Source organism: Pseudomonas putida (genome assembly GCF_025905425.1).
GTDB lineage: Bacteria > Pseudomonadota > Gammaproteobacteria > Pseudomonadales > Pseudomonadaceae > Aquipseudomonas > Aquipseudomonas putida_AF.
Map to the genome: position 1 here is coordinate 2186885 of NZ_CP109603.1, position 20600 is coordinate 2207484.

Genomic DNA, 20600 nt, shown 5'->3' on the forward strand with positions numbered 1-20600 from the left:
AGGCATGCAGGATGTAGTCCGAGTACGGCCTGAACTTCGGGAAACAGAGTAATCAGTCGTAAGTTGTCACTTTGCCTTGAGCCTCGTGAGTACCTTATCGGCGAGGGTGCCTGTGGATGCAGGGTTCTGCCCAGTAATCAGGCGATCATCGTCGACGACGAAAGGTTCCCATGGCTCATCGTGCTTGCTGTAAATACCGCCACGGGCAACCAGCTCATTTTCGGTAAGAAAAGGCACTACCTTGTCCAGCTCAACCAGTTGCTCCTCGATAGTGGAAAAACCAGTGACCTGACGGTCTTTGACCAGCAAGCTGTTGTCACTTAGCTTGATGTTCAAAAGGCCGACAACACCGTGGCAGACAGCCGCGACAATGCCTTTGTTCTCATAGATCCTGCGTGCGAGGTCTTGAATCGGTTTGTTATCGACAAAGTCGTACATCACGCCATGCCCGCCGGTGTAATAAATCACGCTGTACTCGTCGGCCTTGACCTGCCCTGGGCTCAACGTTGCGCCCAGGCGGCTCATGAACCGCTTGTCGTCGTACCACTGCCAGTCAAGGTCGGGGGCCAGCTGCAGGCTGTGCGGGTCGACAGGTACGTACCCGCCCAGGGGGCTGACATAGTCGACTTCGTAACCTGCCTTCTCAACTTTCGCGACAAAATGCACGGCCTCGCCCAACCACAGCCCGGTTGCCCGTTTGAGTTTCGGGTACTTGGCCGTATTGGTCAGCACTACCAGCATCTTCTTGCTCATGACCACACTCCCATCGCCAGCCTAAGGGGACCGTTATTCCATGGCTCAGTGGAAAACCTAATCAGCATAGCTGCAGCATGGCGGTACGCCATAAATGCTGCCCATGCTGTGCTAACGTGAACATCGTCGCCACCCACCCGCTATTGGAGTCACAAGATTGGTCGCACACCGCACCCCACGCGATCCTGCGCCGCAGGTCACCTTGCTGACGTCGAACACGTCTACGGTAGACCCCATGGGCGAGCGCATAGCCCAATTCGATTGGGCGCGCACCTCGCTCGGGCCGTTGCCTCGTTGGCAGGCCTCGCTGCGGATTGCCATCGACATGATGCTGTTGTCGCCCTTTCCGTGTGCGGTGGTGTGGGGGCCGGACCTGAGCGTGGTTCATAACGATGCCTATCGGATGCTGCACTGCGATGGCCAGGATGCAATGGGGCAGGCGTTCGACGCGCGCTGGAGCGATGCCTGGCATGAGATGGGGCCCTGGGTGTTCAAGGCCCTCGAAGGGCGATCGAGCTTTGTCGAGGACCCGCCACTGCGCATTGAATGTGGCAAGAACAGAGAGCCACTATGGTGTGCCTTTGGCTACTCACCGATTCGCGACGAGCAGGGCTGCGTTGCAGGCTTTCTTCACACGGTCATCGAAACCACGGCCAGCGTCGAGGCGCATCATCATTGGCGCGAACAGGCGGTAATCTTTGAAAAGCAGCTTGAACGCTACTTGGCCGACCGTGAACAGATCTGGCGATTGTCGCGCGATGTCATGATGATCATCACCCGTGACCTGGCGCTGCAGGCTGCCAATCCGGCCTGGCACCGAGCCCTGGGCTGGGCTGAGGATGTGGCGCAGGGCATGCCGATACTGGAGCTGATCCACCCGGCGGATCGAGCTGAAGTGCAGGTGGCGGTTTCAGGTTTCGTGCAGGACAAGGATGCCGAGCAGATCGATATCCGCCTGCGTCACCAGGATGGCCACTATCGCTGGTTTCGCTGGACCGCCAAATTCGATGGCAACTTGCTGACAGCCGTAGGCCGCGACATCACCGCGGATCGCGAAGAAGCCACCCGTCAATCCGAGGCACTGTTGCGCAACAGTGAACGCCTGGAAGTCATTGGCCAATTGGCGGGCGGGATGGCGCATGAAATGAACAACCTGCTGTCAGGTATCGGTGGCAGCCTTGAATTGTTGCAGCGTCGTCTGCTGCAGGGGCGTCTTGAGCGCTTGGAGACCTATGTCGAGCTCGCGCGCGATTCGGTGCAGCGCGCCATGAACCTGACCCACCGGATGTTGGCGTTTTCTAGCCATCAGCCCCTCGATCCAAAGCCACTGAATGTCAATCGGCAACTGTCCTTGATCGAGCCGTTGTTGCTGCAGGCGCTGGGCGCGGAAATGAGCCTGCATTGGCAACTGGATGTTACGCCGTGGGCAGTCAGCGTCGACGTAACCCAGTTTGAAAATGCCTTGATCAACCTTTGCGCGAATGCCCGTGAGGCCTGCCTTGACCGTGGTAGCGTCTCGATCCGTACGGTGAATGAACGCTTGACTGCGCATTTTCCGGATGAGAGCGGGCTACCGCCTGGCGACTACGTGGCATTGCATGTGCAAGATAATGGCCATGGGATGTCGGCTGCAGAGCTCGCCCGGGCCTTCGAACCCTTTTTTACCAGCAAACCCTTGGGGAGGGGCTCGGGGCTCGGCCTGCCGATGGTCTACGGCTTTGTCGGGCAGTCGGGTGGCTATGTCTGGATCGAATCGACCCCAGGCCAAGGAACAAAAGTCTCCATGCTGTTTCCGCGCAGCCACGCACCGATACCGGCAGATCCGCCGGTCTGTGTGCCGACTACCGGACGGGCGCAAGGTGAGCGCCTGCTGTTGATCGATGATGAGCTCAACCTGCGCTCGTTGATGCGTGAGTTTCTCAGCGAGCGTGGTTTTGCCGTGACTGATGTTTCAGATGCCAATGCCGCACTGGATCGGTTTCGCCATGATGGGCATTTTGACCTTGTGATCACTGATATCGGCTTGCCGGGTGGTTTCAGCGGTCGGCAAGTGGCCAAGGCAATGCGTATGCTCAAGCCCACGCAGAAGATTCTGTTCATCACAGGGTTTACCAATCAGCCCATCGAAGCCCAACTGTTTGATCAGCCCGGCACCGCGTTGATGCTCAAGCCGTTTGCGCTAGAGCAGTTGGCAGGCCGGGCCCTGGACATGCTGGCCAATTGAGGCGGCTCAGGGCTTGCCAAGGATCTGCGTCACTTGCGCCTGCAACTGCTTGAGTTCGAACGGCTTGCAGATCAAGTGCATCCCCGCGCCCAGAAATCCTTCCCGCGCTATGGCCGTTTCCGCGTAGCCGGTGATGAACAGCACCGGCAACTGCGGGTGCAGAGTGCGCGCGATCTCCGCCAGTTGCCGCCCATTCATGCCGGGCAGGCCGACATCGCTGACCAGCAGGTCGATCCTTAGCGCTGAACGTAGCACCTGAAGCGCTTCACTGGCGTTGGCGGCAGTTTGGCAAGGGAAACCGTCTTCGCAAAGCGCCTGACAGAGCAATTGACGAACATCAGGGTCGTCTTCAACCACCAGTACCTGATGGCCTTTGCTCTCCTGCGCAGGCCCGGCGGGCGGGGGCTCGGGCCTGGCTTGGCCAATGTGTCGCGGCAAATACAGATCGACCTGTGTGCCATGGCCGATCGTGCTGTGGAGGGTGACATGCCCATGCGACTGCTTGCTAAAGCCATACACCATGGACAGGCCGAGGCCGATGCCCTGGCCGACGGGTTTGGTGCTGAAAAACGGTTCGAAAGCGTGTTCCAGGGTGCTCTGCGACATGCCCTGGCCGTCATCGATGACGCTCAGGCGCAGGTATTCACCGCTGCTCAGGGCGCCACCGGCGAACTGCTGAGCCTCGATCTGCTGGTTACTCGCCTCAATGCGTAAAAGGCCGCCGGTGGGCATGGCTTCGCAGGCATTGAGCAGCAGATTGTCGAGGGCTTCCTGCAGCTGCCCGTCGTCGGCCTCCACTGGCCAGAGGTCGGCGGGGGCGTGCAGTTGCAGCGTCACCGCCTGGCTCAGGTTGACGCTCTTGCGCTTCGCTTCCAGCAGCGCGCGCAAGTCCACGCGCTGGCTGTGCAAGGACTGCCTGCTGGAAAATGCCAGCAGGCGATGGGTTAACCGCCCAGCGCGCGACACCGCCTCCTGGCCCATGCGCAAAATGCCTTCCAGGCTATCGCTGCGGCCCTGCTTCAAGCGCCGTTCGATCAGTTCGAAACTGCCACCGATGCTGGTCAGCAGGTTGTTGAAGTCATGGGCAACGCCACCGGCCAACTGGCCTACGGCTTCCATTTTGCGGATCTGCGTGCGGGTGATCTCGGTGCTGTGTTGATCCTGGCTGCGGGCGTCCATCCGCTGTTGCAGTGCTGACAGTTGATCGCGTGCCAGGTATTGATGTCGACGGTTGCGTTGCGCGATGCGAATCAGTTGCAACACTTGATTGTCATCGAGCGGGCAGAGCAACTGCATCAAGTTGCCTTGGGGAGGGTGGGAGGAACCGGCGGCCGTCGAAGGGGCATCCATGATCAACAAGATGGGCAGGTCCGACCAGCTTGGCTGTTGGTCGATAAAACCTTGTAAAGGCGCGCTGGGCCCGTTGCTGAAGGTTTGCTCGGCAATGATCGCCAGCGCCGCGCCTTCGCTCAGGCAGGCCTGCAGGTTGGCGTCGTCAAGGGCGCACAGGCTCTCGATGCCAAGGGTCGCCAACAAACGAGCGGTGTCCGCAGCAAGTTGTGGGGGTGCCAGTATCAAGGCACGTTCGTCCAGCGCTAGCGTACTGGCCAAAGTGACGCTCCTGTGGTGATGGGCAGGACCCGTACCGGGCCTTGCCCCCAGATAATCTCTGGACCACAGGGTGTGAACGAGGGTTCAACAATTCACCTCAGCAGGGCTACAACCCCTGTTGAAGCACCGGATCGTCCGGGTTCTGCCGCTCAAGCTCGGCGAGCAGCACCTGGACGTTCTGCAATTGGCCGGTTTCTTTCCAGTACTGAATCAGCAACAGCCGTGCCCGGCGATCGGCCGGTTGTCGACTGAGCACGGTTTCCAGCTGGCGCTGCGCGGCATCGACCTGTTCGAGTTCATGCAGGGTCATGGCCAGGGTGTAGCGGTAGTCGGCGTTGTCCGGCTCCAGCTCCACGGCGCGCGCCACGGCGAGCAGCGCGTATTCGCGCTGTTCGTGACGATTGAGCCAGAGCCCCAGTTCGTATTGCAAAAAGGCAGAGTCGGGGCTCAGGAGCAAGGCCTTGGCCAGCACCTGCCGAGAGGCGTCAAGATGACCTTGGCGTTCCAGCAGGCGTACCTGGGTTGCCAGGGCGTCCAGATTGCCCGGTGCCACCGTCAGGGCTCGTTGCAAGGCGGTGGCGGCCTGGGTGTAGTCGTTTTCGTGCAGGTACAGGCGCGCCAGGTGAACCTGGGCGTCGGCGTCGTCCGGTTGCTGTTCCAGCGCCTGCTGATACTGCTCAAGGGCTGACTGCAAGGGGCCGAAATACAGGCCGATGGCGTCCGGGTCGAGGCCCAGCAGGGCGTCTACGGCAGCGAAGCGTACACTCTGCTCCGCGTCATCCAGCAGGGGGCCCAGCACCAGGCTGCGTTGTGCGGCAGGGAGCAAGCGACGAATGCCGGCGATGGCGGCACGGCGCACCAGCGGGTCTGCATGCTCCAGGTCCAGGCGCGCGAGCTTCAGCGCCTGAGGGGAGGGGTAATTGGGCAGCTCGGCATAGAGGGCCGCGCGGCGAATGGGCGCCAGGTCGTTACGTTGCAACTGCTGGTACAGCACCCGCGCAGCACCTGGCAAGCCTTCATGGGCCTGGCGCAGGGCCTTGGCGTAACTGTGCGCGGGCAGCGTGGCGGGTGCCGGTTGGTCGTCCCGCTGCAGGTAGCCGATCATGAACACCAGCAGAATCAGCAGCAGCAAGGCGATCAGGTAGCGGTTGCGTCTGGGCATCGGACGGTCCGTGGCGGCAGGAAGGGCAAAGCTTGGGCCAGCCAAGGGGCAAATGCAACCGCCGGTCTACGGCTGTTACCGCTTTGCAAAGCGCCAAAAAAAAGCCCCGCAGGCCGAGGCCAGCGGGGCAAACGGTTGGGGGAGGAACCAACCAAAGGAGTCGTTGCAAGGGGTTGAGTCAGTGCGTGCTGGCCACCGTCTCTGGCTGCCAGCCACCGCCCAGGGCCTTGTAGATCGAGACGATACCGCGGTACAGCTCGACCTCACCCTGGGCCTGGGCATCTTCGGCGCTCAGGCGCTCGCGCTCGGCGTCGAGCAGCACCAGGTAGTCCACCGTGCCTTCTCGATAACGGATCGAGGCCAGCTGTGCCGCCTTGCGGCTGGCATCACTCTGGCGCATCAGCGACAACAGGCGCTGTTGGGTCTTGTCGTAATCGCTGAAGGCGTTGGCCGACTCTTCCAGGGCCAGCAGCACTTGCTGCTCATAGGTGGCCAAGGCGCCTTCGGCGTCCGCCTTGGCGCCGCGCAGGCGGGCGCGCACGCTGCCCAGGTCGAAGGCGGCCCAGGTGATGCTCGGGCCAAGCCCCCAGGCATTGGCCGCCGAAGAACCGATCTGCGAGCCACGCGCCGCAGTAAAACCGAGGAAACCACTGAGGCTGACCCGTGGGAACAGGTCAGCGGTGGCCACACCGACATTGGCCGTCGCGGCGGCCAGCTGGCGTTCGGCACTGCGGATATCTGGGCGGCGACGCAGCAGTTCACCGGGGTCGCCCACCGGCAGCGCTTTGGCGATGGCCGGCAAGGCCTTGGGCGACAGATCGACGCTCAGTGCATCCGGGCGCTGGCCAAGCAGGGTGGCGATGCGGTGACGGGCACGCGCCTGTTCGGCCTGAAGTTGCGGCACGGTGGCTTCGACCCCGGCCAGGCGCGCATCGGCCCGGACCACGTCGAGTTCATTGCCGACCCCGGCATCACGCAGGGTTTCGGTGATGGTGCGCGATTCCTGCTGGGTCTTGAGGTTGGCCAGGGCGATCTTCTCGCGCAACTGTGCGCCCCGCAGCTGGCCGTAGGCGTCGACCAGTTCGGCGATCAAGCTGACTTGCAGCTGCTGCAAGTCGGCGGCCGCGGCCGCTTCCTGCGCTTGGCTGGCTTCGATCTGGCGCTGGATACGGCCGAACAGGTCGAGCTCCCAGGCCATGTCCAGGCCCAGGTCATAGCGTTCGCTGTTGACCCGTTGCTCGGTCTGGCCGGGGACCTGGCCCTTGCCGATTTCGCTGCTGACACGGCTGGTGACCACCGGCAACTGGTCGTTCGCTGCGTCCTCGCGGATTGCACGGGCCGACTTCAAGCGGGCAAAGGCCACCCGCAGGTCACGGTTACCGTCGAGCGAGGCCTGCACCAGCTGGTTCAGCACCGGGTCGTCGAACTGCTTCCACCAGATGCTTTCGAAGCGGCTGCGGTCGTAGGCCTTGGCCTGCACTTGAGCGTCGAAATGGGCAGGCTCGGTGTCCGGTGTCTTGTAGTCCGGGCCTACCGCACAGGCTGCCAGGGCCAAGGCCAGCAGGCTCGGGGTCAGGGGCTTGAGCAGGTTCATGCGTGGCTCTCCAGCGATTGAACGCGTGCGGCCTTGCGGGCCTGGCGACGTTCGACGAAACGGCGGATCAGGAAGAAGAACACCGGGGTCAGGAACAGCCCGAACACGGTCACGCCGATCATCCCCGAGAACACCGCGACACCCATGGCGTGGCGCATTTCCGAGCCGGCACCGGAGGAGAACACCAGCGGTACCACGCCCATGATGAAAGCGATCGAGGTCATCAGGATCGGCCGCAGACGCAGGCGGCAGGCTTCCAGTACCGCGGCCAGCGGGTCGAGGCCCTTGGCCTGTTCATCCTTGGCGAACTCGACGATCAGGATCGCGTTCTTGCACGCCAGGCCCACCAGTACGATCAAACCGATCTGGGTGAAGATGTTGTTGTCGCCCCCCGAGATGATCACCCCGGTAATGGCCGACAGCAGGGTCATCGGCACGATCAGGATCACCGCCAGCGGCAGGCTCCAGCTTTCGTACTGGGCCGCCAGCACCAGGAACGCCAGCAGCACGCAGAGCGGGAACACCAGCAACGCGGTATTGCCGGAGAGGATCTGCTGATAGGTCAGATCGGTCCACTCGAAGGTCATGCCGTTGGGCAGTTCCTCTTTGAGCAGTTTCTCGATGGCAGCTTCGGCCTGCCCGGAGCTGTAGCCCGGGGCGGCTGCACCGTTGATTTCTGCGGTGATGAAGCCGTTGTAGTGCATGACGCGGTCAGGCCCGGAGGTGTCACTGACCTTGAGGAAGGTCGCCAGCGGGATCATCTCGCCCAGGTTGTTGCGCACCTTCAGTTGGCCGATCTGTTCGGCATCGAGGCGGAACTGCTGCTCGGCCTGGACGTTGACCTGGTAGGTACGGCCAAAGCGGTTGAAGTCGTTGGTGTACAGCGAGCCCAGGTACACCTGCAACGTGTCGAAAATGTCGTTGATTGCCACGCCGTGGGTCTTGGCTTTTTCTCGGTCGATGGCGGCATCGACCTGCGGGACATTGACCTGGTAGCTGGTGAACAGGCCCGCAAGCTCCGGCACGTTGTGGCTCTTGGTGATGATGTTCTGGGTTTCTTTGTACAGCGCTTCGTAACCCAGGTTGCCGCGGTCCTCGATCTGCAGGCGGAAGCCGCCAATGGTGCCCAGGCCCTGTACCGGCGGCGGTGGGAAGATCGCGATGTAGGCGTCCTGGATGTCGGCGAACTGGGCATTCAGCGCGGCGGCGATGGCGGCTGCCGACTGGCTCGGGTCCTTGCGCTCATCGAACGGCTTGAGCGGGGTGAACACGATGCCGCTGTTCGGGCTGTTGGTGAAACCGTTGATCGACAGGCCCGGGAAGGCCACCGAATCGGCCACGCCAGGTTGCTTCAGGGCAATTTCGCTCATGCGCTTGATCACCGCCTCGGTACGGTCGAGGCTGGCGGCGTCCGGCAGTTGGGCGAAGGCCACCAGGTACTGCTTGTCCTGGGCCGGTACGAAACCGGTTGGGGTGGACGAGAAGCCCAGGTAGGTCAGGCCCATGAGGCCTGCATAGACGAACAGGGCGATGCCGCTGGAGCGGATGACCCGGCGCACGCCACCGACGTAGCTGTGGCTCGCGCGGTCGAAGAAGCGGTTGAACGGCGAGAACAGCCAGCTGCCCAGCAGTTTGTCGAGGAACCGCGAGAAACGGTCCTTGGGTGCGTGATGGTCTTTGAGCAGCACCGCTGCCAAGGCCGGCGACAGGGTCAGCGAGTTGAACGCCGAGATCACGGTCGAGATGGCGATGGTCAGGGCGAACTGCTTGTAGAACTGCCCGGTAAGGCCGGAAATGAACGCAGCAGGTACGAACACCGCGCACAGCACCAGGGCGGTGGCGATAATCGGCCCGGTCACTTCGCTCATGGCCTTTTGCGTGGCTTCCAGCGGTTTCAGGCCAAGCCCGATATTACGTTCGACGTTCTCCACCACGACGATGGCGTCGTCCACCACGATACCGATGGCCAGTACCAGCCCGAACAGCGACAGCGCATTGAGTGAGAAACCGAACAGGTGCATCACCGCGAAGGTGCCGATCAGCGACACCGGCACAGCCAGCAGCGGGATGATCGAGGCGCGCCAGGTCTGCAGGAACAGGATTACCACCAGGACAACCAGGATCAGCGCTTCGAACAGGGTGTGCACCACTGCTTCGATGGAGCCGCGCACGAAGATGGTCGGGTCGTAGACGATGCTGTAGTCCATCCCTTCAGGGAAGTCCTTCTTCAGCTCGGCCATTTTCGCCCGCACTTCGTCGGAGATCTCGATGGCGTTGGAGCCAGGGCGCTGGAAGATCGGGATGGCCACCGCCGGCTGGTTGTTCAGCAGCGAGCGCAGGGCATATTGGCTGGAGCCAAGTTCGACCCGGGCGATGTCCTTCAGACGAGTGATTTCGCCATCAGCACCGGCACGGATGATGATGTTCTCGAACTCTTCCTCATTGACCAGGCGGCCTTGGGTATTGATCGACAGCTGGAAACTGGTGGAGCCGGGGGCGGGCGGGGCGCCCAGCTGGCCAGCAGCGACCTGGCGGTTCTGCTCGCGGATAGCGGCGACCACGTCGCTGGCCGTCAGGTTGCGCGAAGCGGTCTTGTTCGGGTCGAGCCACACGCGCAGCGAGTAGTCGCCCATGCCGAACAGCTGCACATCGCCCACGCCACCCAGGCGCGCCAGCTCATCCTTGATGTTGAGGATGGCGTAGTTGGACAGGTAGAGCATGTCGTAGCGGTTGTCCGGCGAGGTCAGGTGCACGACCATGGTCAGGTCGGGCGAGGCCTTGTCGACGGTGATACCGATACGCGTCACTTCTTCCGGCAGCTTGGGCTGGGTGCGGGTGACGCGGTTCTGTACCTGTACCTGCGCGTTGTCCAGGTCGGTACCCAGGGCGAAGGTGATGGTCAGGGTCAGCTTGCCGTCGGCAGTGGATTGCGAGGACATGTACAGCATGTTCTCGACACCAGTGATGGCCTGCTCCAGCGGCGCGGCGACGGTTTCGCCGATCACCTTGGGGTTGGCACCGGGGAAGTTGGCGCGCACCACCACGGTGGGCGGTACCACTTCCGGGTATTCGCTGATCGGCAGCTGGAACAGCGAGATCGAACCTGCAATCAGCAGCACCAGCGAGAGCACCGCGGCGAAGATCGGCCGGGTGATGAAGAATTTCGAAAAGTTCATCGGTGTGATCCCTTAACCGCGTGGCGCTTGAGCGCTGGCGACTTTCTCGGTGGAACCCGCTACTTTCTGCGCCGTGTTGCTGGCTTCGAGGGCCTGGCGCTGCTGGGCGAGGGCGGCGAGGGTCTGCTCGCTGGCCATTGCTGTTTCTTCCGGAGTGACTGGCGAGCCTGGGCGTACGCGCTGCAGGCCTTTGACGACGATGCGGTCATCTTTGGCCAGGCCGCTGCGCACGATGCGCAGGCCTTCAAGCTTGGGGCCCAATTCCACGGCGCGGTAAGTGGCCTTGTTGTCTTTGTCCATGACCAGCACGAATTTTTTGCCAAGGTCGGTGCCCACGGCTTCGTCGTTGATCAGCATGGCGTCGTACTGGGCGCTGCCCACCAGTTTCAGGCGTGCATACAGGCCGGGGGTGAACTGGCCGTCGCGGTTGTCGAACACGGCGCGACCGCGGATGGTGCCGGTGCGCGGGTTGACCTGGTTGTCGACAAAGTTCATCTGGCCCAGGTGCGGGTTGCCGGTTTCGTTGGTCAGGCCCAGGTACACCGGGGTGGTCTGGCCGCGCTGGCCTTCACGCGCCAGCTGGGTGTACTTGAGGTACACGCGCTCGTCGGCGTCGAAGTAGGCATAGACCTTGTCGGTGGAGACCACGCTGGTCAGTGGGGTCACATCGGCGGTGACGATGTTGCCGGCAGTGAACTGAGCACGGCTGACACGGCCGCTGATGGGCGCGGTGACACGGGTGAAGCTCAGGTTCAGGCGGGCCAGGTCAAGCTGGGCCTGGATCGCGTCGACCCCGGCGCGGGCTTCGGCGGCCGTGCTGCTGCGCGACTCGGCAAGCTCGGCGGAGATGGCGTTACTGTCACGCAGGCGTTCACCACGGCGGGCTTCGTTGGCGCTGCGGATGGCAGTGGCCTTGGCCTGTTGCAGTTGGGCTTCGAGGCGGCGGACCTCAGCCTGGAACGGGCGCGGATCGATCTGGAACAGCAGGTCGCCTTTCTTGACCTGGGCGCCTTCGGTGAAACCGACCAGGTCGATCTGGCCCGAGACCCGTGGCCGCACTTCGACGGTTTCCGGGGCTTCGAGGCGGCCGGTGAACTCGTCCCACTCGTTGATCGGCTGCTCGATCACCTTGGCAACGGTGACTTTGGGCGCGGCGGGCGCCTGCACGGCGTCGGGGGTTCGACCGCAAGCGCTGAGCACTACGACTGCCAGGGCAGCGAGTGGAAAGCGCAAGGGTTTGAGTGATTGTTCCATGGAGAACTCCGCCAATGTATTAGTAGTGGGCGGAGTGTGAGTGCCTTGCGCGTGAGGCACGAATCGAACGCAGCGAAGGTTATTATCACGCGCAATGATATGTCGGGATATTTCATCAATGATGGGCATGGTAGGGTGCCCGCATCGGCCCTTTCGCGGGGCAAGCCCGCTCCCACAGGTCCCGATTTCCTTTGGCAAGGTGAGGTTCCTGTGGGAGCGGGCTTGCCCCGCGAAAGGGCCGGCACTAATAGCCCGCAATGTGACCTAAGGCCTTACCGTGACCAGCACCCCCAAAATCCCCAGGCCCCTCGGCATCGTCTGCCTGGGCGTCCTGCAAATCCTGGTCTGGGGCGGTTCGTTCTTCCTCATGGCCGTGATGGCCGACCCGATCAGCCGCGACACCGGCTGGCCCAGCCAATGGGTATACGGCGCGCTGTCACTGAGCCTGATGGTCTCGGCCCTGTTCGCCCCGTTGTCCAGCCGCCTGGTCGCCCGCTACGGCGGCCGCCCGCAAATGGCGGCCAGCGGCGCGGTGGTAGCGGTGGGCTTGCTGATCATGGCCGCCAGCCATGGCCTGGCGCTGTTTCTGCTGGCCTGGGCGGTGATCGGCGTGGGCATGGCCATGGGGCTGTACGAGGCCTTGTTCTCTACCCTTGGCGGCTTGTATGGCGAGGGCGCGGGCAAAGCCATCACCGGCATCACCCTGATAGCCGGCTTTGCCTCGACCCTGTCCTGGCCGACGGTGGCACTGGCCATCGAGCACCTGGGCTGGCGCATGACGTGCGTGTGCTATGCGGTGGTGTTGCTGGTGGTGGTAGCGCCGTTGTATTGGCGCGTGTTGCCGCCGGGTGGGCGGGTCGAGGTGCGCAAGGCGCAGGAAAACGACACCGCAGTCGGGGTGGATCGCCAACTCTACCTGCTGCTGACCAACATGTTCGCCATTGGCGCGATCATTATGACGGCCATTGCCGTGCAACTGGTGGCCGTGCTTCAGGGCCTTGGGCATTCGCTGCCGGTGGCGATCGGCCTGGCGGCCATGCTTGGCCCCAGCCAGGTGGCGTCGCGGGTGCTGCAGATTCTGGCGGGCAAGCGCCACCCGATCTGGACGGCGCTGGCCTGGGTAAGCCTGGTGCTGGTGGGCCTGCTGCTGGTGACGCTGGTGCCGGCGGCCACAGCCGTGGGCCTGCTGGTGTTCGGCTGCGGTAATGGCTTGCGGGCGATCGTGCGCGGGCTTCTGCCGTTGGCGATGATGCCGCCCGCGCAATACGTGTTGCTGATGGGGCGTATGTCGCGGCCTTCGCTTATCGGCCAGGCACTGACGCCGCTAGTGGGTGGTTATCTGTTTGAGCACTTTGGTTCGATGGGGGTGTTGGTGACCTTGTGCCTGCTGGCGCTGATCAATGTGGTGCTGGTGGGCATGGTGATGCGGCGGGTGCGTGGGGGGGCTTGAAAGGGGCTGGCTGTGCGGTTAGCTGGGAACTTCAATGCCATGTTCAGGTCGATAGCCTCTTCCTTTGAACCCGTCCCATCCTGGACCCGTCGAGTGCTTTCCTCATGCCAAGCAAGCGTCAGCTGTCGGTCCTTATCTTGTTGTTCAGCGTCGCTGCGTGCGATTTCACCGTCGCCGGCGAACGCACGGCGCCTGCACGCAGTAACACGGCCTCGACCCTGTTGATCGAAACGGCCTCCAAGCAATATGCAGAAGGCAAGCTTGACCAGGCCGCTGCCACGCTGGAACGGGCACTGCAAATCCAGCCGAACAATCCCGCCACGCTGCATTACCTCGGTGTACTGCGTCTGCAGCAGGGGCAATACGATCAGGCTGAAGTGTTGGCGGCGCGTTCCAACCTGCGCGTTGGGCGTAACGTGGCATTGCGCAGTCGCAATCTGCAGTTGATTCAGGCGGCGAACAGCGCCCGGATTTCGGGTACTCCGCCGGGTGCTGTAAAGGCTTCGGCAGTTCAAGAAATACACGCAGAGGCCACCCCGGAGCCCGTTCCATCAGTCTCCTTTGCTGCTGCCGAGCAACTGCAGGGCGTTGCCGGTCAGCAGCGAGTGGCCATGGCTGAAGACCTCATGGACGATGCTGCTTTCGAGGTGCCGCGAGGCCATAGACCGCCGCCGGGCAAATGCCGAATCTGGTTCCCCGATCGCCCACCTGGGCACCAACCCCCGCCGGGCAAATGCAAGAAACTGCAAAAGCATGTTCCTGCTGGCGCCTACCTCGTGCGTCACTGACGACCGGGAGACACCTTGCGCCATTCATGGCGCAACTGCACTAACTTACAACACGGAACCCATGTGTACCGTCGCGCTCTAGCTGGGCGATCAGGCCGAACTCCCAGTCCAGATACCCCTGCATGGCTTCACGCGGGTTGTCGGTGCCTTCATAAGGCCGGCGATAGCGGTCACTGCGTGCTGCCGCCAAGTACGTTTCGCCACTTTCCAGCGGTAAGCCCGCAGCAATCCAGCGTGCTGTGCCGCCTTCCAGGACATACACCGGGGTTTGTGTCAGGGCCTGCAAATCGGCCGCTGCAAAGCGCGCCAGCAAGCTGCTGCCGCAGGTGAGCACAAAGCGTTCGGCAACCGGCAGTTGCTCCAGCACCTGCGGCAACTGCGCCCTGATCGCCCAATGGGCGCCTGGGATGTGGCGTTTGACGTAGTTGGCGCTGGTGGTGAAGTCCAGCAGCACGGTGCCCGGCGCTTGCAGCCAGGCGTGCAACTGGTCGACGCCGATCTCGCTCACCTGGGGCTGCTCCGGCAACGGTGCCTGCCAGTCGCCGGGCTCGCTGAAATCCGCTGCCGACAGGCCGTCCAGCACGGCGACCTGCCAACCCATCTGGGCCAGCCACGAAGCGCTCATGTTGGCCCGCACGCCGTCGTCATCCACCAGCACGAGACGTGCGCCGCGCACGCTGGCGACATGGTCGGTCTCTTGTACCAGTTGCCCCCCGGGTACCGAGCGGCTGGCCGGCAGGTGACCCTGGGCATACTCCTCGGGCGTGCGCACATCGAACAGGTAGGTGGTGCGGTGGTTATCTGCCTGCCAGGCCGCAAGGCCTTCGCGATCCAGCCGCGCGACCGTGGCACGATCGGCCACGGCGCGGGCACGTTGGGCGGCGCTGGCGCGGGTGGTATCGCTAACGTGGGTAAAGCTGCGTTGTTGGCCGTGGGCCAGCTGTTGCCCGGCAAGCGTCCAGCCGATGGTGCCGTTGCGCAGCGCTGCCACCGGGTTGGGAATGCCCGCGTTGACCAGCGATTGGGTGCCGATGATGCTGCGCGTGCGCCCCGCACAGTTGACGATCACCTGGGTGGCCGGGTTCGGTGCCAGCTCGGCCACGTGCAATACCAGCTCGGCACCCGGCACGCTGATGCCGCCGGGGATGCTCATGGTCTGGTACTCGTCGAAGCGGCGGGCGTCGAGCACCACCACATCGGCCTTGGCATCGAGCAGTGCCTGTACTTGCTCGGCCGCGAGCGACGGCGTGTGCCGCTCGCTTTCGACCAGCTCGCCGAAGGCCTTGCTGGGCACGTTGACGTCGCGGAACAGCTCGCCGCCGGCTGCGCGCCAGCCGGCGAGGCCGCCCTGAAGCAGTGCCACGTCGCTGTACCCCAACGCCGACAGGCGCTCGCCAGCCAGGGCAGCCAGCCCTTCGCCGTCGTCATACAAAGTAATGGCAGTGTCGCGCCGCGGTACCCGGGCGAAGACCTCCAACTCCAGCTTCGACAACGGGATGTTGGCCGCAAACAGCGGGTGCTCCTGGGCGAACGGATCTTCCTCGCGGACATCGATCAGCGCCAGTTCTTCATGGGCCAGCAAGACCCGGCGAATGTCTTGGAAGGAACGGGTGGCGACAGTACTCATGGGGCAGGATTCTCTTTGGACAGGTCCCAGATGTTGGGCAGAAGGGTATTGGAGTAGCCGGATATGAAGGGTTTTTCGGTGCCATCGGCCAGATAGACCGCACGGCTCACCGCGCCGATGTTGGCCCCGTAGACATGGATGCTGATCGACACCTGGTCGTCGAAGGCATTGCTGACCTGATGAATGTCACCGATGCGCGGCGAAACCGCTTCTACATGGCCAGGGTCGATACGCACCGGCGCACCTGCTGGCAGCAACGTACCTTGCTCGGTGCGGGCGAAGCCTTGCGAGTATTCGGCGCCGCGCAGCATGCCGATCAGCCCCCAGACCCGATGATCGTGAATCGGTGTCTGCTGCCCAGGCCCCCAGACAAAGCTGACGATGGAAAAGCGTTGCCGCGAGTCGCAATGCAGCAGGTACTGCTGATAGCGGTGTGGGTCCGGTTGGGCCAGTGCGTCTGGCAACCAGTCATCATGGGCGACCAGGCTGCCCAGCAGGCCCTGGCCTTGGTCGAGGAGGGTGGCTTCGTCGGGTGCCCGGTCAAGCAGGTCCGAAAGCGCGCCGATGAAGTGGCGCAGGCGCTCGAGGCGTAAGGGTTGGCTCATGGTTCAGGCTCGGCTGAAGGTTTCGATTAACCCTAGCAAACTCGCTGAATATTCACCAAAGTAAAATTATTCATAAGCTAATATGCAAAATATGCATTTACACGCTATGCCGATCTGTTTTGAAATACGTCCCGTACAAGGCATTAGGTTATGCCTAGAACGAATTTCACAGGCGCTTTATACAACGATAACTTATAAGAAGCTCACTGCTTAGATTCGAAGCGCATACCTTTTCTGATTTTTCATGACGTCGAGACCGCACGGGCGGATCGCCTACTCGTTGCGCCTTTATGGGCCCTGGAGACGAATGTGCGATACCTCAAACAACTGGCCGCCGGTGTGCTGGCCACCTCGCTAAGCCTGGCCGCCGCCGCGCAGACCCTGGTGGTCGGTGATCAAAGCTTCAACGCTCGTGCTGTGATGGAGGCGGCCGGCGTGCTCGACGATTTGCCCTATACCCTGGAGTGGAAGCAGTTCACCGCAGGCTCCCCGGTGGCCGAAGCTCTGAATGTCGGCAGCCTCGACATCGGCCTGCTTGGCGATGCGCCGCCGCTGCTTCTCGGTGCCTTGGGTGCGCCGATCAAGGTGATCGCAGTCAGCCGGCAGAACCTCGACGGGGTCGCCATTCTGGCGCGCAAGGATTCGAACATTCACAGCCTTGAAGACCTGCGTGGCAAGCGCGCGGCCCTGTGGAAAGGCTCCTGGAGCCAGCAACTGCTGTTCAGCGCCCTGGACAAGGCCGCCGTACCCCGCGACGCCCTGGAGCTGCGTTACCTCAGCGCGCTGGATGCCTCGCATGCCTTGGACGGCGGTTCGGTGGACGTGATCGCGACCTGGGAGCCCTATGTTACCCAGCAGGAGCGCCAGGGCGCTAGGGTGTTGGCCACCGCCGAAGGGTTGATTCCCGCCCAGAGCTTCGTGGTGGCCAACGCCAAGGCCGTCGATACCAAGCGTGCGCAGATCACAGATTTTCTGCAGCGTTTGAAGAAGGCCCGCGACTGGACCTTGAGCAACCCTGCCAACACCGAGGCCTATGCCGACGCCTGGGCCAAACGCACCCGCGCCGACCGTGACATTGCCCGAGCCTGGTTCGCCCGCGCACGCACCGACGTGGCGCCGCTCAACCCCCAGGTGATTGTCGATGCGCAGAAAACCGTGGACTTCTTTGCCGGGCTTGGGCTGATCAAGGCCTATCCGGCGGCGAACCTGTTCGATACCTCGTTTGCTGCGGCGTTCGACCACTGAGTTCTCCTGTATTGGCCTTTTCGCGGGCAAGCCCGCCTCCACAGGAAAAGCGCCACGGGGTCCCTGTGGGAGCGGGCTTGCCCGCGAAGAAGCCGGAACAGCCGCCATCATTTTGGAGCAACTCCCATGACCACCCGCAAGATCAAACTCGGCGCCCTGACCATGGGCTGCGGCGGCCCTGGCCGCCATAACCTCTGGCTCGACCCCGAGCTGCCCGCCGATGCCAGCGTCAACATCGACTGGTACATCGACATCGCCCGCCAGGCCGAGGCCGCGCTTTTCGACTTGATCTTTATCGTCGACAGCCAATACATCACCCCCGGCTCACCTTCGCATTACCTCAACCGCCTGGAGCCGCTGACCCTGCTCTCGGCCCTGGCCGTCACCACCCGGCATATCGGGCTGGTCGGTACCCTGACAACCTCCTACAACGAGCCCTATAACGTCGCCCGTCGCCTGGCCTCGCTGGACCTGATCAGCAAAGGCCGCGCCGGCTGGAACGTGGTGACCAGCGGCGATGCCGGCACCGCAGGCAACTATGGCCGTGACGAGCATTACGACTACGACACCCGCTACGCCCGTGCCGAGGAGCACGTCCAGGTGGTACAGGGCTTGTGGCACTCCTATGAAAACGGTGCTTTCCCGCGTGACCGCGCCACAGGCCAGTTCCTCGACCCGTCGAAAATGCATGCGCTCAACCACAGGGGCGAGCACTTCTCGGTGGTGGGGCCTTTGAATATCCAGCGCTCGCCCCAGGGCCAGCCGGTAATCTTCCAGGCGGGCGACTCGCAGCAAGGCCGCGACCTGGGTGCCGCCACGGCGGACGTGATCTTCACCCACGCAGCCAGCATCGAGCAGGGCCAGGCCTTCTATCGCGATGTCAAGGGCCGCGCCGCGCGCCTGGGGCGAGATCCCGAGCAACTGCTGGTGCTGCCAGGTGCAGAAATCTACGTGGGCGACACCGATGCGCACGCCCGTGAAATCGAGCGCCACTACCATCAACAGGACCACAATTTTGACCGGGCGTTGAAAGAGTTCGGGCGCAATTTTGGGTGGCACGATTTCACCCAATACGACCTGGATGCGCCGTTCCCCCAGCAGAGCCTGGAGCATGCGCGCAGCAGTTTTTTCACCAATGCCAAACGCATCGCCGACCAGGCATGGGCGCAAGGCTTCAGCTTGCGCCAGGCGGTGGAGTTCGGCCGCCAGCTGCGCCCAGGCGCATTCGTGGGTGCGGCCGAAACGGTGGCGGCAAAAATGACCGAGTGGTTCGAGGCGCGGGCGCTGGATGGCTTCAATATCTACATTGGCCATCCGGGCCAGTTCCGCCGCTTTACCGAAGAAGTGGTGCCGTTGCTGCAGGCACGCGGGGTCTACCGCACCGAATACGAAGGCACGACATTGCGCGAAAGCCTGGGCCTCGCCATTCAGTGAATGCTTGAGGCCAGTTCGAAGATCGGCATGTACATCAAGATCACGATGAAGCCGATCAGCAAGCCGATGAAGGTCATCAGCAGCGGCTCGAACAACTTCACGAACCACTCCACCCAGCGGCCGATCTCCTGGTCGTGAAAGTCGGCGCAACGCTCCAGCATCTCACCGAGGTTGCCCGATTGTTCACCCGCCCGCAGCAGCCGCAGCGACACCGGGGTCACCAACTGCCCCGCCTCCAGGGAATCGGACAGCGGCAGCCCTTCGGCCACTCGCTGGCTGGCCTGCTCAAGGCCTTGCGCCGCAGCGCTGCCCAGCAGCCCGCGGGCCATACCCATCGCCGTAAGGATGGGTATACCGCCTTGCAGGAGGATGCCCAGCGAACGGTAGAAGCGTGCCAGCTCGTACATCATCAACCGCTGGTGCAGCGCCGGCATACGCCGTAGCTGACGCGATGCCCAGCGCCGCACCAGCGGGTGGCGGCGCAGCAGCACCAGGGCGGTTATCCCGGCCACGCTGCCCAGTGCCAACGGCAGTTGCTGGGCATGCAGGAACAAGCCGATCTGCATCAGCATGCGTGACAGCCACGGCAGCTCGGTGCCCATGCCCTCGAACACCTGGCTGAAGCGCGGCACCACGTAACCGAGCAGAAACAGCACCACGCCACCGCCCACCAGCAACAGCAGCAGGGGGTAGACCGAAGCGCCCACCAGCTTTTGCCGAACCAGGTCGAGGCGCTGGCGGTAGGCGATATAGCGGCCGAGGGCGTCGCCGAGGGCACCGGTGCGTTCGCTGGACTGCACCAGCGCGACGTACAGGGCCGGGAAGATCCGGGGCTGTCGGCCCAGCGCCTGGGAAAGCGAGTGGCCTTCATAAAGTTGGCGCACCAGTTCGCCCAGCACTTTGCGCGTGGCTGCGGTCGGGGCTTTTTCCGCCAGGCTTTCCAACGCATCGATCAAGGGCAGGCCGGCGTTTAGCAAGGTCGACAGCTCCTGGCTGAACAGCACAAGGTCAAAGCTTGCCTCGCGGCGCCAGGCCATGCCGCGCAAGGCGCCACCCTGGCCCTTCACGCTGACCACACGCAAGCCTTGGTCCTCGACCTGACGGCGCGCCTGCTCGGCGTCTTCGGCGTCGATCTGCAACTGCACCACGCCCTGTCTGCCCAGGGCCTTGAGGCTGTAGCGCATGGCCGATCTCCTTATTGCCAACTGGTGATTTCGGCGTTTTCGCCGTCGCCACCGGGCTGGCCATCCTTGCCCATCGACAGCAGATCGTATTCGCCGCCGTTCTCGCCGGGCTGCCGGTAGATGTAGGCGTGGCCCCAAGGGTCCTGCGGCACTGCCTTTTGCAGGTAGGGGCCGGTCCAGCGGGCCTCGCCGCTGGGGGCGACGACCAGCGCCTGCAAGCCCTGTTCACTGTTGGGGTAATGCCCGACTTCCAGGCGATAGAGGTCCAGGGCCTTGCTCAAACCCTCGATCTGCGCCCGTGCCACCTTGACCTCCGAGCGGCCAAGCTGGCTGAAGTACTTGGGTGCGACGATGCCGGCCAACAGGCCAAGCACCACCAGCACCACGAGGAGTTCGAGCAGGGTGAAGCCACGTTGGGGGTTGGATCTGCGCTGCATGGTGGAGCCCTCCGCTGCATAGGAAGATGCTGTGTCAAGCACCATGCAACAGCCGT

The 20600-nt window shown here is 63.1% G+C and carries 15 protein-coding genes; 5 read left to right on the top strand and 10 right to left on the bottom strand.

The window, feature by feature from the left end; genetic code table 11:
• Positions 1-66: 66 nt before the first annotated feature.
• Positions 67-753, bottom strand: coding sequence for a type 1 glutamine amidotransferase domain-containing protein (locus OGV19_RS09870; RefSeq protein WP_264313220.1), 687 nt, complete (start codon positions 751-753; stop codon positions 67-69).
• Positions 754-910: 157 nt separating this feature from the next.
• On the opposite strand from OGV19_RS09870, the gene OGV19_RS09875 reads away from it, so the two are divergent.
• Positions 911-2977: a PAS domain-containing hybrid sensor histidine kinase/response regulator family protein gene (locus tag OGV19_RS09875; protein WP_264313221.1), complete on the top strand. Its 2067-nt coding sequence runs from the start codon at positions 911-913 to the stop codon at positions 2975-2977.
• 6 nt (positions 2978-2983) lie between these two features.
• Here the strand turns inward: OGV19_RS09875 and OGV19_RS09880 are convergent, their stop codons facing one another.
• The 5 genes from OGV19_RS09880 to mexE all read right to left on the bottom strand — a co-directional run bounded on the left by OGV19_RS09880 (position 2984) and on the right by mexE (position 11774).
• Positions 2984-4588 (bottom strand): response regulator, encoded by a 1605-nt coding sequence (locus OGV19_RS09880; protein WP_264313222.1) that lies wholly within the window; start codon positions 4586-4588, stop codon positions 2984-2986.
• A gap of 106 nt (positions 4589-4694) precedes the next feature.
• Positions 4695-5750: a tetratricopeptide repeat protein gene (locus tag OGV19_RS09885; RefSeq protein ID WP_264313223.1), complete on the bottom strand. Its 1056-nt coding sequence runs from the start codon at positions 5748-5750 to the stop codon at positions 4695-4697.
• Between the two features lie 178 nt (positions 5751-5928).
• Positions 5929-7344 carry an efflux transporter outer membrane subunit gene (locus OGV19_RS09890; RefSeq protein WP_264313224.1) on the bottom strand — a complete coding sequence of 472 codons (1416 nt, stop codon included), beginning with the start codon at positions 7342-7344 and terminating at the stop codon, positions 5929-5931.
• Positions 7341-10520, bottom strand: coding sequence for an efflux RND transporter permease subunit (locus OGV19_RS09895; RefSeq protein WP_264313225.1), 3180 nt, complete (start codon positions 10518-10520; stop codon positions 7341-7343). The genes OGV19_RS09890 and OGV19_RS09895 overlap by 4 nt, the downstream gene beginning before the upstream one ends.
• 12 nt (positions 10521-10532) lie before the next feature.
• Entirely contained in the window at positions 10533-11774 is a 1242-nt protein-coding gene (mexE, locus tag OGV19_RS09900; protein WP_264313226.1) for a multidrug efflux RND transporter periplasmic adaptor subunit MexE, read from the bottom strand.
• Positions 11775-12051: 277 nt separating this feature from the next.
• Here mexE and OGV19_RS09905 point away from each other — a divergent pair, with 277 nt between their 5' ends.
• Both OGV19_RS09905 and OGV19_RS09910 read left to right on the top strand, forming a co-directional pair.
• Positions 12052-13224 (top strand): MFS transporter, encoded by a 1173-nt coding sequence (locus OGV19_RS09905; protein ID WP_264313227.1) that lies wholly within the window; start codon positions 12052-12054, stop codon positions 13222-13224.
• Between the two features lie 104 nt (positions 13225-13328).
• A complete protein-coding gene (locus OGV19_RS09910; RefSeq protein ID WP_264313228.1) occupies positions 13329-14012 on the top strand; it encodes a tetratricopeptide repeat protein in 684 nt (227 codons plus the stop codon).
• Positions 14013-14052: 40 nt separating this feature from the next.
• On the opposite strand, the gene OGV19_RS09915 is transcribed toward OGV19_RS09910, so the two are convergent.
• Both OGV19_RS09915 and OGV19_RS09920 read right to left on the bottom strand, forming a co-directional pair.
• Positions 14053-15639 carry a rhodanese-related sulfurtransferase gene (locus tag OGV19_RS09915; protein ID WP_264313229.1) on the bottom strand — a complete coding sequence of 529 codons (1587 nt, stop codon included), beginning with the start codon at positions 15637-15639 and terminating at the stop codon, positions 14053-14055.
• Entirely contained in the window at positions 15636-16244 is a 609-nt protein-coding gene (locus OGV19_RS09920; RefSeq protein ID WP_264313230.1) for a cysteine dioxygenase family protein, read from the bottom strand. The genes OGV19_RS09915 and OGV19_RS09920 overlap by 4 nt, the downstream gene beginning before the upstream one ends.
• A 309-nt stretch (positions 16245-16553) precedes the next feature.
• Here OGV19_RS09920 and OGV19_RS09925 point away from each other — a divergent pair, with 309 nt between their 5' ends.
• Positions 16554-17489 (top strand): ABC transporter substrate-binding protein, encoded by a 936-nt coding sequence (locus OGV19_RS09925; protein WP_264313231.1) that lies wholly within the window; start codon positions 16554-16556, stop codon positions 17487-17489.
• Positions 17490-17615: 126 nt separating this feature from the next.
• Positions 17616-18923 carry an LLM class flavin-dependent oxidoreductase gene (locus OGV19_RS09930; protein WP_264313232.1) on the top strand — a complete coding sequence of 436 codons (1308 nt, stop codon included), beginning with the start codon at positions 17616-17618 and terminating at the stop codon, positions 18921-18923.
• Here OGV19_RS09930 and OGV19_RS09935 read toward each other — a convergent pair.
• Together OGV19_RS09935 and gspG are read right to left on the bottom strand one after the other, a co-directional pair.
• Entirely contained in the window at positions 18917-20107 is a 1191-nt protein-coding gene (locus tag OGV19_RS09935) for a type II secretion system F family protein (RefSeq protein WP_264313233.1), read from the bottom strand. The genes OGV19_RS09930 and OGV19_RS09935 overlap by 7 nt on opposite strands.
• 11 nt (positions 20108-20118) lie before the next feature.
• The gene (gene gspG, locus OGV19_RS09940) at positions 20119-20544 is read right to left on the bottom strand and encodes a type II secretion system major pseudopilin GspG (protein ID WP_264313234.1); all 426 of its coding nucleotides are present in this window, start codon (positions 20542-20544) and stop codon (positions 20119-20121) included.
• Positions 20545-20600: the final 56 nt, after the last annotated feature.